General features: G+C 46.9%; 13 protein-coding genes. 5 read left to right on the forward strand and 8 right to left on the reverse strand.

Annotation, left to right across the window (positions count from 1 at the left end; genetic code table 11):
• Positions 1-36: 36 nt before the first annotated feature.
• Positions 37-1,470, forward strand: coding sequence for a catalase (locus JOE45_RS15605; protein ID WP_210019371.1), 1,434 nt, complete (start codon positions 37-39; stop codon positions 1,468-1,470).
• Between the two features lie 122 nt (positions 1,471-1,592).
• Here the strand turns inward: JOE45_RS15605 and JOE45_RS15610 are convergent, their stop codons facing one another.
• The 5 genes from JOE45_RS15610 to JOE45_RS15630 all read right to left on the reverse strand — a co-directional run bounded on the left by JOE45_RS15610 (position 1,593) and on the right by JOE45_RS15630 (position 6,147).
• Positions 1,593-1,793, reverse strand: a complete 201-nt coding sequence (locus tag JOE45_RS15610) for a cold-shock protein (protein WP_210019370.1) — start codon at positions 1,791-1,793, stop codon at positions 1,593-1,595.
• Between the two features lie 503 nt (positions 1,794-2,296).
• Positions 2,297-3,067: a TerC family protein gene (locus JOE45_RS15615; RefSeq protein ID WP_210019369.1), complete on the reverse strand. Its 771-nt coding sequence runs from the start codon at positions 3,065-3,067 to the stop codon at positions 2,297-2,299.
• Between the two features lie 505 nt (positions 3,068-3,572).
• Positions 3,573-4,436 carry a MetQ/NlpA family ABC transporter substrate-binding protein gene (locus JOE45_RS15620; RefSeq protein ID WP_210019368.1) on the reverse strand — a complete coding sequence of 288 codons (864 nt, stop codon included), beginning with the start codon at positions 4,434-4,436 and terminating at the stop codon, positions 3,573-3,575.
• Between the two features lie 36 nt (positions 4,437-4,472).
• Positions 4,473-5,102: a methionine ABC transporter permease gene (locus tag JOE45_RS15625; RefSeq protein ID WP_210023277.1), complete on the reverse strand. Its 630-nt coding sequence runs from the start codon at positions 5,100-5,102 to the stop codon at positions 4,473-4,475.
• A 25-nt stretch (positions 5,103-5,127) separates the two neighbouring features.
• The gene (locus JOE45_RS15630; protein ID WP_210019367.1) at positions 5,128-6,147 is read right to left on the reverse strand and encodes a methionine ABC transporter ATP-binding protein; all 1,020 of its coding nucleotides are present in this window, start codon (positions 6,145-6,147) and stop codon (positions 5,128-5,130) included.
• A 458-nt stretch (positions 6,148-6,605) separates the two neighbouring features.
• Here JOE45_RS15630 and JOE45_RS15635 point away from each other — a divergent pair, with 458 nt between their 5' ends.
• The 4 genes from JOE45_RS15635 to JOE45_RS15650 all read left to right on the forward strand — a co-directional run bounded on the left by JOE45_RS15635 (position 6,606) and on the right by JOE45_RS15650 (position 11,320).
• On the forward strand, positions 6,606-7,721 hold the full coding sequence (locus JOE45_RS15635; RefSeq protein ID WP_210019366.1) for an NADH:flavin oxidoreductase: 1,116 nt from the start codon (positions 6,606-6,608) through the stop codon (positions 7,719-7,721).
• A gap of 194 nt (positions 7,722-7,915) precedes the next feature.
• On the forward strand, positions 7,916-8,740 hold the full coding sequence (locus tag JOE45_RS15640) for a DUF6492 family protein (protein WP_210019365.1): 825 nt from the start codon (positions 7,916-7,918) through the stop codon (positions 8,738-8,740).
• Positions 8,737-9,999, forward strand: coding sequence for a glycosyltransferase family 4 protein (locus JOE45_RS15645; protein ID WP_210019364.1), 1,263 nt, complete (start codon positions 8,737-8,739; stop codon positions 9,997-9,999). Before JOE45_RS15640 ends, JOE45_RS15645 begins: the two co-directional genes overlap by 4 nt.
• The gene (locus JOE45_RS15650; RefSeq protein WP_210019363.1) at positions 9,941-11,320 is read left to right on the forward strand and encodes a sugar phosphate nucleotidyltransferase; all 1,380 of its coding nucleotides are present in this window, start codon (positions 9,941-9,943) and stop codon (positions 11,318-11,320) included. The genes JOE45_RS15645 and JOE45_RS15650 overlap by 59 nt, the downstream gene beginning before the upstream one ends.
• Before the next feature lie 82 nt (positions 11,321-11,402).
• On the opposite strand, the gene JOE45_RS15655 is transcribed toward JOE45_RS15650, so the two are convergent.
• The 3 genes from JOE45_RS15655 to JOE45_RS15665 form a co-directional block, all read right to left on the reverse strand.
• Positions 11,403-13,103 carry a methyl-accepting chemotaxis protein gene (locus JOE45_RS15655; protein ID WP_210019362.1) on the reverse strand — a complete coding sequence of 567 codons (1,701 nt, stop codon included), beginning with the start codon at positions 13,101-13,103 and terminating at the stop codon, positions 11,403-11,405.
• A 188-nt stretch (positions 13,104-13,291) separates the two neighbouring features.
• Positions 13,292-14,707: an amidase gene (locus JOE45_RS15660; RefSeq protein WP_210019361.1), complete on the reverse strand. Its 1,416-nt coding sequence runs from the start codon at positions 14,705-14,707 to the stop codon at positions 13,292-13,294.
• Between the two features lie 78 nt (positions 14,708-14,785).
• Positions 14,786-16,090 (reverse strand): MFS transporter, encoded by a 1,305-nt coding sequence (locus JOE45_RS15665; RefSeq protein WP_210019360.1) that lies wholly within the window; start codon positions 16,088-16,090, stop codon positions 14,786-14,788.
• Positions 16,091-16,251 lie beyond the last annotated feature (161 nt).

The raw sequence follows: 16,251 nt of genomic DNA on the forward strand, positions 1-16,251 counted from the left end.
ATAAATGAATAGACATTTTAAGAGGAGGCAGATGATATGGACGAAAAAAAGTTAACGACATCCAGTGGAAGCCCGGTAGCGGATAATCAGAATTCACAAACGGCTGGTCAACGTGGACCTGTAGTCATGCAGGATGTACATTTGCTCGAGAAGCTCGCCCATTTTAACCGCGAACGTATCCCAGAGCGGGTCGTTCATGCAAAAGGCGCAGGCGCTTTCGGCTACTTTGAAGTCACGCATTCTGTCAATCAATGGACTAAAGCGAAGTTCTTATCCGAGGTTGGAAAGCAAACACCGGTCTTCATCCGTTATTCGACGGTCGCCGGCGAAAAAGGCGCTGCTGATACCGATCGTGATCCACGCGGTACGGCTATTAAATTTTATACTGAAGACGGTAATTATGACCTTGTCGGCAACAATACACCGGTTTTCTTTATTCGTGATCCATTAAAATTTCCGGACTTCATCCATACGCAGAAACGCAATCCTCAAACCAATCTTAAAGACCCGAACGCGATCTGGGATTTCTGGTCTCTCTCCCCGGAATCGCTGCATCAAGTTACCATCTTGTTCTCTAACCGCGGTACACCTAAATCCTATCGTCACATGCACATGTTCGGCAGCCATACGTTCCAATGGATCAATGAGCAGGGCGAAGCGGTCTGGGTAAAATACCATTTCAAGACGGAACAAGGCATTCAGAACCTTCGTCGGGAAGAAGCCATCCGCATCGCCGGTGAGGACCCCGATTACACAACCCGCGATTTGTTCGAATCGATCGAAAAAGGAGATTATCCGGCCTGGACCCTGTACGTTCAGATTATGCCGCTGCAGGATGCAGATACGTATCGTTTCGACCCGTTCGATGTAACGAAAGTGTGGTCTCAGAAGCACTATCCTTTGATCCCGGTAGGACGCCTCGTGTTAAACCGGAATCCAAAGAACTATTTTGCGGAAGTTGAGCAAGCGACGCTGTCACCGGCGAATGTGGTGCCCGGCATCAGCTTTTCACCCGATAAAATGCTGCAGGGAAGGTTATTTGCCTACTCCGATGCACATCGGTACCGTGTAGGAGCAAACCATAACCAGCTGCCGGTGAACCGCCCGGTAGTCCCTGCAGAAAATTATCAGCGGGATGGCGCGATGAGATTTGACGATAACGGCGGCAGCTCCGTCAATTACGAGCCCAACAGCTTTAACGGCCCGAAAGAGGTGCCAGAAGCAAAGGCTCCTCCGTTGCCGATATCCGGTGCAGTCGACAGCTTCCCGTATGATCGCGATGATCACTATACGCAAGCCGGCGATTTGTATCGCTTGCTGAGCGAGAGCGAGCAGACGGATCTCATCGACAACATCGTTACTGCGATAAAGCCAGTGAAGCAGGAGATTCAACTCCGGCAAATCGAGCATTTCCGCAAGGCCGATCCCGAATACGGAGCGAGAATCGCTAAGGGCTTAGGGTTAGGTTAAATCAGTTGAAATAGGAAGCCCTTATCTTCATTGATAAGGGCTTCGTTTTATGACAGCAAAAAGGACACCCTCCACCAGGAGGATGTCCTTTTATCAGTCTCATATGTTGAGACGGATAGACCTTACAGTTTTACAACGTTCTCAGCTTGTGGACCACGGTTGCCTTGTACAACGTTGAATTCTACGCGCTGGCCTTCGTCCAACGATTTGAAACCGTCGCCTTGAATCGCGCTGAAGTGTACGAATACATCGTTGCCGCCTTCAACTTCGATAAAACCAAAACCTTTTTCTGCGTTAAACCATTTTACTGTACCTGTTTGCATAATGGATGACCTCCGAATTTAATTTTAACATGTTCCTTTTTTCGGAATAAAAAAATTCACATATTGAAAAAAGTTCCATCGTAAAAATGATCCCCTTTTCAATATGCGAATGGTTTCAATTTTTCCAATTGATATTATCTTATCACAGTCCATTCCAAAAAGCAAATGACTAAATCAGCAGCCTTTCCTCCGATGACATGTGAAAAGACACCCATTAAGGTGCCTTTCCCCTCATCACTTACCGGTTAATCTTCCCATCCATGGGATCATATACTGGGTAGTCGTCGTAATACTTTGAATCCGAGAAGGATATTTAATCTCCTGAGTCATCATAGAATTAATTTGATACTCAAAAGTTACAAACAAGTTGATGGCTACTAACCATTTTCTTAACCTTCAAAAGTCCAACGAATATCGTTTCTCCTTAATATAGTATTGGGTCTTGCGTCAAGGAAACGATACGTCTTCTACACCGCTAATCACTGGTCCTTTCCATATATTCGTTATACGATGTCTGTATCGGCAGCTTTCTGTTCTTTGGACAAGAACCAGCCACCGATGGCTATGCCTAAGAGAACGCTCCAGAATATCAACTTCCACGTCGTGCTTTTGGGGAAAGTGTATTCCAGTATTGCAATATCCGGATGAGCAAGAGTAGATACGGCCAATTTTACGCCCACCCACCCTACAATAAGAAAGGCTGCTGTTTCAAGACCCGGCTTTTTCACCAAGAGGTTTCCGAAGTAGGACGCCGCAAAGCGCATAATCACCAAACCGATAATACCTCCGGCAAGGATCACCAGGAACTGTCCCCCGTCTAGCCCGCCAATTTGGGGCAAGTTGGTTTCCGGCAGCATAACCGCTAAGGCAACGGCCGCCAGAATGGCGTCAACGGCAAAGGCAATGTCTGCCAGTTCTACCTTCAATACCGTGACCCAGAAATTTTCCTGTTTTTTCTTCGTTTCCTTTTGCTTAGCCTTCTTTTTCAAGAACACATGTTTGATCAGGTGGTTTAGTGAAATAAAGATGAGATAAAGGGCCCCTAGGGCCTGAACCTGCCAAACGTTGGCTAAAAATGAAATGATGAACAATGATGCAAATCGAAAGACGAAGGCTCCGGCCAGACCATAGAAGAGAGCTTTCTTTCGCTCTTTTTCCGGCAGATGCTTGACCATGATCGAAATAACAAGAGCATTGTCAGCTGCAAGAATCCCTTCCAAAGCGATCAGAACCAGCAATACCCAGCCATACTCCAATACTAACCCTATATCCATACTCCGTCTCCTTAATTAGAATAAAACGAACCCTTAGGGTATTGTTCCTTTTCTGGTAAAAAAAATACCTTCCCCACAAAAATTACTGTGTTAAAGGTATGGATATCCTTGATGTGTACAATAGGAATACCTCCACCCTCAGGCAAAGGTCTCGCCTCCAGCAATGGCATTGTTGTCAATAAGCCGGACACAGGAATGTCACGTAATGACGACTTTATTATAGTAGCTATTCCCCTTTACTATTAACTGCATTATAGCATGTTCCACGATCTGTATAAAGAACGCCTACGGGCGAAATTCTGGCCATTTTGATTAAAACCGCTTAAATTTTAAAAGCAGCTGCCTCGGCGCGTTACTACACGTCGTGTCACATTATTCAGCTAACGGTAGCTCTATCTTTCACTTCGGTGCCTTCATGATAAATGCTCTCAATACGGATCGTTGAGCGCAGGAAAACAGTTTTATAAAAAAAGGCTCTCCTTAGCGGAGAGCCCTATCATACGTATTATTTCTTCGTCATCCATTCCGGCTTAGAGAAGCCCTTGAATTGCTCGTCGATGGCTTTCTCAAATTCAGCGGATTCAATCGTAGCTTTCAGATCTTTGGCAAATTGGCTGTCTATGTCTTTCGTATTCACAACAAGCACGTTGCGATAGTCATCCGCCATATTTTCCAATTGCAAAGCAGCGGTTAAGTCCATTTTGGCGGCAAGAGCAAAGTTACCCGGTACCGCAGCCAGATCTGCGCTATCTACCGTACGAGGCAATTGAGCAGCCTCTAGCGGTTTAACGACAAGATTCTTCGGATTTTGGTCGATATCCTTTTCGGAAATTTTAGACGGGTCGGCATCCTTTTTGATGGTAACCAATCCGATATCCTGAAGCATGAGCAGCGTGCGGGCCAGGTTGGCCGGATCGTTGGCGATCGTGAGCGTGCTGCCTTCTGCGATTTCATCAATCGATTTGAACTTATTGGAATACAGACCCATTGGCGCGGTCGGTACACTGATGACTTCCTTCAGATCCAATTTATTGTCGGCCGCAAACTTCTTCAAATAAATAATATGCTGAAACAGGTTTGCGTCAATCGAGCCGTTGGCAAGCGCTTTGTTCGGCTGAACGTAGTCGTTAAACTCTACAACTTCGACCGTGTAGCCTTTGCTTTCCATGATCGGTTTGATGGCTTTTCCGACCATATCGCTATAAGGGCCAGCCGTTGCTCCAATCTTTAAAGCTTTCTTTTCCTCTTGTTTAGGTGCATCTCCAGCCGGAGCAGCGCCATTGTTGTTCGCAGCTTCTTGAGTGCCGCAGCCTGCGAGCAAAGATAAAACCAATGCCAGAATCATAATGAGTACAGCGTTCTTTTTCATGGTTTTCCTTCTCCTTATAAATATATAGTATCTATCTCAACGCTTATCTACTTTACGCGCAGCCCAATCCCCAATATGTTGAATGATTTGGACCAGTACGATCAGCAGAATAACCGTTGTAAACAAAACTTGATTATCATATCGGTAATACCCGAAACGGATGGCCAGGTCGCCAATGCCACCGCCGCCGACCGTACCTGCCATAGCAGAGAAGCCAAGCAAGCTGATCGCCGTGATCGTCAGCCCCGAAATGATCCCGGATTTTGCTTCCGGCAGCAGTACTTCGCGAATAATGAGCCATGGCTTCGCACCCATCGCCACCGCAGCTTCGATAACGCCTTTGTTCACTTCCCGCAGCGATGCTTCCACCAACCGCGCATAGAAAGGAACGGCCGCCACCGATAACGGGACTGCTGCTGCTGACGGACCAATGGTAGTACCAAGGATCCACTGCGTGAACGGCAAGAGCAGCACAAGCAAGATCAGAAACGGGATAGAGCGAACCATATTCGACACAAAGCCTAACACCAAATTGAGCGTACGATTCTCAGAGAACAATCCCCGATCACTGACAAAAAGCAATATCCCTATCGGAATACCCAGCACGATGGCTATGCCGAGTGAGATGCCGACCATGTACAAGGTTTCATAAAAGGCCTTGAGCATATCGGGCAACAATTGAAGAAAATCGCTACTCGACACGGGTTACCACCTCCACTCCGCAGGATCGATCAACCAGATATTGCAGCGCATTGTCGATCTCTAGCCGTCCTCCTGTCACTTCCATAATAAAAGTGCCCAGAGGCTTCTCCCCGATATACTCAATCTTGCCATGCAGGATGTTCGCCTTAATTCCGCTGGCTTTCAGCATGTCATAAATAATCGCTTGTTCGGCCGCTTCATCGCGAAATAACACTTTAACCACTTTCCCAGCCGGATCGAGCTTGTCCCATAATTTCTGGGGAAGTTTGAACTCCAGCGTATTTGAAATAAATTCTCGGGTCAACGGCTGAATCGGGTTGGCAAAAATATCGTAAACCAAGCCCTCTTCAATGATTCTCCCATCCTGCATGATGGCAACGTGATGACACAAGTCCTTCACCACTTCCATTTCGTGCGTGATGAGTACGATGGTCAGCCCCAGGGTCTTGTTGATATCCCGAAGCAAAGACAGAATCGATTGGGTTGTGGTCGGATCGAGAGCGGAAGTCGGCTCGTCGCACAGCAGCACCTGAGGGTCATTGGCTAATGCCCGCGCTATACCTACTCTTTGCTTCTGCCCACCGCTGAGCTGAGCGGGGTAATGATCAGCCTTGTCAGCCAGTCCCACAAGCTGCAAAAGCTCGGTAACCCGCTTGCTGATGATAGAGGGCGATTTACCTGCGGCCTTGAGCGCAAACGCCACGTTCTCGAACACTGTTTTGCTGCTGATCAAATAGAAATGCTGGAAGATCATCCCGATTTTTTGACGGGCAATCCGCAGCTCTTCCTTCGAAAGGGACGTTAAATCCAAGCCATCAACCATAACCTTACCCGAGGTAGGCTTCTCCAGCAGATTGATACACCTCAGCACCGAGCTTTTACCGGCTCCGCTGTATCCGACAATGCCGAATATGTCCCCTTTACGGACGGTTAAATTGACACGATCGACACCGAGGACCGTTCCCTTTTTGGTCTTATATTCTTTATGCAAATCAATAAGTTGAATCATATCGTCCCCCCCAAGCAAAAACACCTTTTCCGCTAGAAAAAGGCGTCACCCATACGAAGCACACTACTTCCGCTTATCTGCATGTTGATAATACCGGTAACTGTAAAATAGCTCAGACTGAATAAATCATACTATCTGGATGGGGCACTGTCAATAAAATGGAATGGATTTTTTGTCGAATGGTGGCGATCCTCGTATTCTGTTCGCTTAGATATACCCTCAGACTGAGTACCAGCTCAATACTATCCTTTTGGATACTATGTTACAAAAAAGTTTGTACTTGTATTCCATAGCTATATGACTAATAATAACCATAATCCATTATAGCTAAGGCGTCCCTTTACTCTATTGGAAAAGGACGGTGAATAATAATTGAAACCAAACAATGGATGATTGATCCATCGTTTGGTTAAACCTATTACTATTGTTCTGCAAATGATGATAAGGAGTGAATTTTAATGACAACATCAAATCAAAGCCATAAATTCCCGACCCTCTTTTCAGATATCCAGATTGGCCATTTGAAACTCAAAAACCGGGTAGGCGTAGCGCCGATGACACGAGTTAGCGCTACCGACGACGGCCAAGCTACGGACATCATGCTGAGATATTATGAAAGCTTTGCCAAAGGCGGATTCGGCCTCCTGATCACAGAAGGTGCCTATCCTGATGAAGCTTACAGCCAAGGGTATCTCAACCAATCCGGAATTGCGAACGATAAGCATGCTGCGGCATGGCAAAAAGTGACCGATGCCGTTCATCAAGCCGGAGCTAAAATTGTTGTCCAGTTAATGCATGCGGGAGCACAAGGACAAGGGAATACGTATAAGGATCAGTTTATTGCTCCATCTACCGTGCCATCCAAAGGCGAGAAGCTTCCCATCTACGTTGGAGAAGGTCCATATGATAAGCCTAAAGAAATGACCAAAGAAGATATTCAGGATGTCATCCACGGCTTTGTCGAGGCGGCCAAACGGGCCAAACACGCAGGATTTGACGGTGTAGAGATTCATGGAGCCAATGGCTATTTACTGGACGAGTTCTTAACGGATTACATGAATCAGCGTACAGATGAATATGGAGGATCTACAGAAAATCGCGCTCGTCTTCTCCTTGAAGTCGTGGAGGCCGTCCGTCAAGCGGTTGAATCCGATTTTGTCGTAGGCATCCGCATCTCCCAAGGGAAAGTCAGCGATTACCAGCATAAATGGGCCGGGGCGGAAGAGGATGCCGAAATTATCTTTTCCCGTTTATCCAAAGCAGGAGTCGATTATATTCATGTGACGGAGTATGATGCGACTAAGCCGGCCTTTGAGGGAACAGAGCTTTCTCTTGCGGCACTCGCTAAGAAGTACGGAACTGTTCCTGTGATCGCGAACGGGAACCTGGAAGACCCTGAGAAAGCGGAGCAGCTCCTGGCAAAGGGCGAGGCTGATCTGATTACTTTGGGTAAAGGAGCACTAGCCAACCACAATTGGCCGGAGCGCGTAGCGAAAAGCCAGGCTCTACAGGAGTTCAACCCGGAAATCTTAGGACCCAAGGCGAATATCAAGGAGCAAGAAATCCAGGCCTAGAACTATCTTCTATTGGAAACCTTAAATACCGACCCTTTCCAAGCCGCTGCCTGTCACTTTAGGCAGCGGCTTTTTGTGTGTCTATTTTGGCGCAGCCATGCCAAGTCGTATTCATTGCCCATACCATTTGCTCAAAAAGGACATATCATAGTTCAGATATTTCATTACAGATTTGTGTAAATGGAGATGAAAAGATGACACTTCCAATCCAGAGTCCAGCCGAAAGCAAAACCAAAATAGATGTGCTCATCCCCGCAATCGAGAAGGATTTAGGTACACTTCCATATGTAATTGATGCCATAAGAAAGCATGTAAAGCATCCTATAGGCAGCATTATGATCATTTCTCCAGACAGCCCCAAAATCAAAGCATTATGCCGCCAAAAGGGCTGCCGATTTATTCATGAAACGACCGTGCTGCCGATGACCAAAAAACATATTCATTACCGTTCCAAAAAATGGGACCGGTCCGGCTGGCTCTACCAACAGCTGCTAAAGCTTGGCGGTAGTTCACTAGGCTCCCAAAAGCATTATCTGGTGATGGACGCCGATACAGTGTTGATTCGTCCCCACAGGTTTAGAACTGGCGGGAAAACCGTGTTTTACTGCAGACATTGGAGTCAGGATGAATATTTCCAAACCTATAAAAAGCTGCTGGGAAAAAGGGCCTCTGCACCCACATCTTTTGTCACCCACTATATGCTGTTTGAGAAATCGAAGCTGGCCAAGCTGAAGAAAGCCATTGAATCCAAACATCATACAAGCTGGTATTCGGCGATCATACGGAATACTAATAAATCAAAGCAGTTTGGTTTCTCTGAATTCGAAACGTATGGGAACTTCCTCTACTCCAGATATCCCGGTCAGTTCATCCTGAAGAAGGCCTTGAACAAGAGCTTGAATATGAATGCTTCGCAGCTATCCCCGTCAAAGATCAAGAAGTTGGCCAAAACGTACAGGTCCATATCCTTCCACAAGCGAAAATGGTATGCCAGAAAACCAAAGGGACCGATACAATGACAACTTATCAAGTGATATGGAGAGGGCCTGTAAGTAAAGCCAGCGGTCTTGGAATAGCAAGCAGAGAGTATGTTCTTGCTTTACAGAGGCAAGGCGTGGATGTCAAAGTGGATGGGAGATCGCATCAATGGACGAGAAATCAAAGCAGAACGAATACCCCGATAACAAAATTCGCACAAAAGCCCTATGCCCAAAACAAACGCAGGGTGTTAATCCATCATGGTCCGCCCAGCACCATTAACCTGAAAGAGGAAAGAAAGCGATTCGATCATATCATTCTGAATACGGTATGGGAAACAACAAAAATCCCGAATCAGTGGCTGCCCAATATCAATAAATTTGATGCCGTTTGCGTTCCCTCTCGTCACAATAAAGCGGCTATGAGAAATAGCGGGGTGAAGATTCCTATATTCATTGTGCCTCACGGCGTGCATAGCTATATCTATACGCCAAAAAACAGGAAAATACGATTAATAAAGACGTCGGGAAAGTTCACTTTTGTATCCGTATTTGGCTTTCAGCATCGCAAAAATCCCGAGGCCTTATTAAGGGCTTACTGGAAGGAATTCTCTCCGGCTGATCGTGTCGCATTAGTGATCAAAACGAATGGATACAGCCGGACTGAAACCGCGAATTGGATTAAAAATAAAATACACAATTACAAGAAAAAGCTTGGAATTCGCAAGCCAACGGCTCCGATTGCCATTATCGCACAACATCTGCGGCCACAGCAGCTTAAAGGAATATATACTCTTGGTTCCGCCTTTGTTCTTCCTACCCGAGGAGAAGGAGTAGGCTTGCCGTTTCTCGAGTCGCTGTCCAGCGGTGTTCCCGTCATCACAACCGGATGGGGTGGACACATGGACTTCTTACATTCCGGTAATTCTTTTTTCATCCGTTATCAGCTTAAACCTCCGGCGATCAGCATGAACAGCAACCACGCCATATCACGCAGCTTCCGCTATTTATTTGCACAAAAAGGACAACGATGGGCGGAAGCGGATATTCAGAGCCTACAAAGGCAAATGAGATTGGCGTACCAAAATCCCGGTCTGTGTAAGCAGAAAGGCCGGCAGGGCCGCAAGGATATGCTAAACCGATCTTGGTCCCGGGCCGGCTTCGCATTGAAGCAAGCTATCGAAAAGGTGATCCGAATAAAGAAACAAAGATCCCAAAGCCTTTCAGTAAGGAGGAATAGTCTTGCGAATCGTTTTGCTTTCCGGCGGTTCCGGGAAAAGACTCTGGCCGCTCTCCAATGAGATCCGATCCAAAATATTTCTCAAGCTGCTAAGCGCTCCTAACGGCGGCAGGGAATCCATGATCCAAAGGGTATGCAGACAATTGGATTCGGCCGGACTGCTTCAGTCCACCTCGATTGTCACCCATCAAAGCCAAATTGAAATTATGCAAAACCATATTGGAGACCAGATCCCCATCATCAGTGAACCCCATAAAAGAGGAACTTTCACTGCCGTCGCTTTAGCCGCATCTTATTTCCATTCCCGCACGCATGTCGATGCCAATGAAACGGTCTGCATTATTCCCGTCGATCTTTTCGTTGAGGAGTCCTTCTTCCGTATATTCCACAGATTATCCAACATCCTTGCTCATTCCAAAGCGGAGCTTGCCCTTCTCGGAACCAATCCTACGCACGCCTCCAGCCAATTTGGCTATATTGTCCCGGCAATCAAGAACAAGATGGAATACTACCCGGTTGTTCAATTCGTTGAAAAGCCCGATGAAAAACACGCAAGCCTTTTGCTCCGAAAGAAAGCCTTATGGAATTGCGGTGTTTTCGCTTTTTCTCTACAATTCATGCTTTCATACTTAAGCAGCCAAGGTCTTCCCGTTATGTATGAGGAATGGCTACAGCGTTACGAGCAGCTGCCCGAGCTCAGCTTTGATCAAGAAGTCGTGGAAAAAAACCGTCATTCGGTTGTCATTCCCTGTGGCGGGGTTTGGAACGACTTGGGAAGCTGGGAGACTTTAACGGACCATCTTGGCAGCAGCATCATAGGTTCGGGCCAGGTGTCAGAGGACTCGATCAATACCCATCTGATCAATGAGCTCTCTTATCCCATTCACGTGATTGATGTATCCGATATCATCGTTGCCGCGAGCCCTGATGGTATTCTGGTCGCAAGCAAAGCAAATGCCAACCGAATTAAGCAGCAGATCGGCAGTATCCGGCGAAGGCCCATGTATGAAGAAAGAAGATGGGGAAACTATAGGGTGTTGGACCACTCCAAAACCGAAAAAGGAATAGAAACGCTGACCAAAAAAGTCGAGCTCCTGCCAGGCAGAAATATCAGCTATCATTCGCATCAGAGGAGAAGAGAAGTCTGGACCATCCTATCCGGTTCCGGAGAACTGATCTTAGAGGACCAACTCTCTCCTGTACAAACCGGCGACGTGATTCAAATCCCCTGCGGTGCCAAGCATGCAGTGAAGGCTATTACGCCAATCGCATTGATTGAAGTCCAAATAGGCCATGACCTTGCCGAAGAGGATATTCGCCGTTGGGCCGTGACCTGGGAGGATGCTATCCAATCCGGCAAGAAGGACAATCCTTCCTCATAGCCTGCTCGTCTCATCATGATTTAACAAAGCAAAGGGACCGCTACTTTGTCTAATACAGACATCGGAGTGGTCCCTTTACGTCTTACACTTTAAATGAAGACATTTGTTTCTGTAAGTTCATAGCCATATTGGAAAGAGTATTGGCTGAGGCGGTTATTTCCTCCATGGATGCCAGTTGTTCTTCCGTTGAAGCAGCCACCGAATGGGTGTGACCCGCGTTGTCTTTGGAGATCTTGGTAATTCCGGCTACTGTTGCGGAAACCTCCTGTGCGCTAGCCGACATTTGTTCTGCCGTAGCAGCCATTTCATCGATTTGGGCTCCAATCCGCTCCATGGATTGATGGATTTCTTTAAAGCTTTCCTGTGTCTTTTTAACCACTACCAGTCCGTCTTGGACTTCTGATTTTACTTGAGTGATCGAATGTGTTGAACGACCCATATGATGCTGAATCTCTTGAATTAACTCGGAAATCTGAGCTGACGATTGCTGCGATTGCTCGGCAAGCTTACGTACCTCATCTGCAACAACGGCAAAGCCTTTACCATGCACGCCTGCTCTAGCCGCTTCGATCGCCGCATTTAAAGCCAACAGATTCGTTCGGTTCGCAATGTCCGTAATTAATGTGGATATTTCACCTATTTCTCTGGACCTTTGATCTAATAATCGGATTGCTTCTCCACTTTCATTCACCGATTGATGGATCGCATTCATTTGTTCAGCCGTACCTTCAACAAATTGTACGCCTTGCTTGGCTCTATCTGTAGCATATTTCCCTTTTTCCGCAATATCCGCCGAGGTCTCTGCAATATTCTGAATGCCGATCGTGACTTCTTCTAAAGCTTTCTCGCTCTCTTCCACCATGATCGTTTGACTTTCCGCACCACTGGCTACCTGTTGAATCACCTCTGTGATTTCTTCAGCCGCTTTGCTTGACTGCTCAGCCCCAGCGGTGAGCTCTTTCGATGATGAGGCAACATGCTCCGACGTTTGCACCACATCGATCACCATGCTTCGCAGGTTCTCTCTCATTCGGTTGAAGCTATTCGCTAAATCACTAAGCTCATCTCCGGCACCATCAGTAACCCTCGTTGTAAAATCTCCGTTGCCAGCCCGATCGAGAGCCGTCGAAATCGCGGTTAATCTTTTTTTCAATCGGTTGGTAAACCATAGAATGCTGAGTGTAGATATCACAATGATAACAGCCAGAACCGCGATGAATACTTTCAAAAAGGATGTGACCATGGTATCGATCATCTCTTGAGATGCCCCGACATAGAAAATACCGATCGTTTCCCCGTTGGCATTCTTTATTGGCTTATAGGCGGTTTGAAAGGTTCGTCCCGCAACGTTGGCCTCTCCGTAGTAGGGTTCACCTTTTTTTAACACGACATCGGCTACAGCTTCAGAGACTTTAGTGCCTACAGCACGTTGTCCATCTCTCATGACATTGGTGGAAACACGCGTATCCCCCTGGAAAATGGTTACGGTATCCCTGGTATCATTACCGATCTTATCGACAGAATCAAAATTATCGTTGATCAGCGTTGAGCCTTTATATAACTTCCCGTTTTGAATCGCCCAATCACCGGGATATTTGTTGGCTATATAGCGGTAAGCCAACTCCACATCCCCTTTCGCCTTTTCAACGGCAACTTCTTCTATGCCTGCTGTAATCTGATGAACGACAACAGCCCCTGTTACCGCCGATAAAAATAAAATAACGGCCAGAACAATGAAATTGATCTTTGTCCCCAACTTTAATTTCCATTTCTTGATAAACATTTGATATCCCCTTTTGTTTTTTATCGATATAAAATATTTGTCGACAAAATACGCCCAAATCCTTAGGCCTTCTTGATAAGTTCATAAAATCATTACATTGGTCAAGCCCGGTTCTTTCTCGCCATCGGTCAATTTTTTATACAAAAAAGGGGAAGCTGCTTTAGCTTCCCCTCCTGGCTATAAGTGACTCATTTGATGTCCCATTGTAATGTTGAAACCGCAATTTCCTTCTCAAAAGCTGCCCCAAATTGATACAAGGTCGCCTCATCAAAAGGTCTTCCGATAAACTGCATCCCAATCGGCAGGCCCGTCTTTGAAAAGCCGCTAGGAATCGAGAGGCTGGGCAGGCCCGTTAAGTTGGTTGGCCCCGTTAATCGCAGTAGGGCGGCACGTACCAGCTCACTCTGTCCTTGGATTTGGATTTCCCTCTGTCCGATATCCGGAGGCAGTATGGGAAGCGTTGGCGCCACCATGACATCCACTTGCTCGAAGGCACGACGGAAGGACTCCTGAGCGCGGCGGCGAATGTCTTGTGCTTTCACATATTCATAGCCCTTGGCCTCCGCGCTTGCCCGCAGCCGTTCCAGCACTTCCGGATGATACTTCTCCGCCGAAGAACCGAGGTGCTCTTCGTGAACCGCATAGGCTTCACTTTGTATTGTTTTCAGCTGTGCCCACGAGACTTCAGACAGAACAGGCATCTCCACCGTTCGGATTTCCGCCCCCATAGCTCTCAGCAGATCAATGGCTTCCTCCATTTTGGAGCGGATTTCATCGTCAATAAGGTCAAAATAAAAGGTCGATGGAATACCAACCACCTTACCGCGAATCGCCTCCCCTAAGTAACGCGTAAAATCTTCTCCCGCTTGCTGCACCGAGTAAGGGTCCTCAGGATCGTGACCGGCCAATATCCCCAGAAGTTCTGCGTTATCCCTAACGGTCCGTGTCATCGGTCCGATATGATCCAGCGTGAACCCGAGCGGGTAAGCACCATGTTTGCTTACTCTCCCAAAGGTAGGCTTCATCCCGACAATACCGCAAGCCGAAGAAGGAATCCGAATGGAGCCGCCGGTATCCGTGCCTAAAGCTCCGAAGCAGAGCGCAGAAGCAACTGCCGCTCCGGAACCGCTGCTCGATCCCCCGGTCATTTTGGACGTATCATAAGGATTGCGCACCGGGCCAAAGTGAGAGACATCTCCCGTAGACCCGTAAGCAAATTCATGAGTATTTAATTTTCCGATGATAATAGCACCTGCGTGCTTTAATTTTTGAACCACGGTGGCATCAAAGTCCGGTATGAAGTCTTTGAATATCTCCGAGCCCATGGTTGTTTTTATGCCTTTAGTATATATCAAATCCTTCAATCCGATGGGGATCCCGTGGAGCGGCCCTCTGTATTGACCCGACGTTATTTCGGCTTCAGCCTGCTTGGCCTGCTCGAAGGCTTCTTCTGCAGCTACCGTTATGAATGCATTAAGCACCGGATTGACGGCTTCTATTCGGTTTACTAATTGGGCGACAATTTCCTTTGGAGATACTTCCTTGCTGCGAATTTTCTTCGAAATTGCGGTTATATCGAGCTTTAATACATTAGAATCGGACATTGGGAGTCTCCTCTCACCATAGACTTGGAAAACCCTCGTATGCACGAGGGTTAGCTTGAACTATCATAACGCCGGCGATCAAGCCGTTCTTTCTCTCTTGCCGGGCTTCACAAAGATCATCGCAACCATACCTACTGCTGCAGCAACCGCTGCGGCTACAAACATGGCCGTATAACCGCTGCTGGCAACAAGTACACCTGTTAACGTAGGAGCCACAATCGTAGCGATATTCGTTATAAAATGCGTAACTCCACCGAACGTTCCCGCTCTGGATGGTTCGGTGTCGATGATGACGGTCCAATATACGGAGTTTGGCAAGAAGTTAAATGCATTCCCGATGGCCATCAGCGCGAGCACGGCCCCCACGCTATCAACCGTTGGAATCAGCATAAAGCAGATCGCCGTAAGAAAAAGGGACACAACGGCCAAACCGGAACGGGCTATGCGCAAGCTGCCTGTTCTCTGGCGCAGGTAATCGGAAATTTTTCCTCCGAGCAGTACGGTAACGCAAGCGCCAATCCAAGGGATCATCCCCAAATACCACAGAGAGGACAACTTAAAATCAAACGTATCCTGCAAATACTTGGGTGTCCAAGTTAAAATCAAGAAGTTAACGTATTGGAAAGCAAAATACCCGATCGCATTCATCACCAAGGTTGGATTTTTAAAGAAATGATACCATGGAACTTGAACCTTTGGCTGATTGTTCACGACCTGTTCAGTTTTCAACAAGCCTTCTTGGGAACGGATTTCAGCCAATTCCTCCTTGGATACCTTAGGATGATCCTCCGGATTGTCGGTAAACATCTTCATCCAAATGACAACCCAAATGAGTCCAATAATACCCAGGACAAGGAACATTTTTTTCCAGTCCATAATGGAAAGCAAGCCTACAGCTACAGGCGCTGTCAATAAAGCGCCCAGCGGGGAGCCAAGCAAACCGATCGACGCGGCGAAGCCTCTTTCTTTGGGAGCGGCCCAGTTGGCCATCGTGCGGTTGATGGTTGAGAACAGCGGACCTTCCGCTAAACCGAACAACACTCGAAACAGCGCGAATCCGGCAATGGCAGACCCTCCAAATAAGGTCATTCCGATGTAGCCGGCATAAGCGGTTCCAATCTCAAAGATGGACCAAGCAATACCTGCCACAATCCAAACAAACTTCGGTCCTTTCTTATCGGCCAGTATCCCGCCGAACAGCGCTCCGAACATGTAACCGTAGCCAAAGTATCCGAGGATTTCACCCCATGACTTCGGGTTTAGACCAAACTCTGCAATAATCGAGGCTTGAGCATAGGAAATCGCTCCCCGGTCAATGTAGTTAATAACCGTCATAAATACGATCATGCTAAAAATCAAATACCGGTACTTCAATTCTCTCACTCCTTTTCTTGTTAAACAACATCATCTGCAAACGCTTTCGTCGGGTCGACTTCTTTCATAGCGTTACTCTATCTTATATTTATAACAAGCCTAAGGAAGTAAAACAATATACGCCAAAACAAAAAACTATGCGATATCGCATAGTCATTTCATCATAATCC

Source organism: Paenibacillus sp. PvR098, from assembly GCF_017833255.1.
GTDB lineage: Bacteria > Bacillota > Bacilli > Paenibacillales > NBRC-103111 > Paenibacillus_G.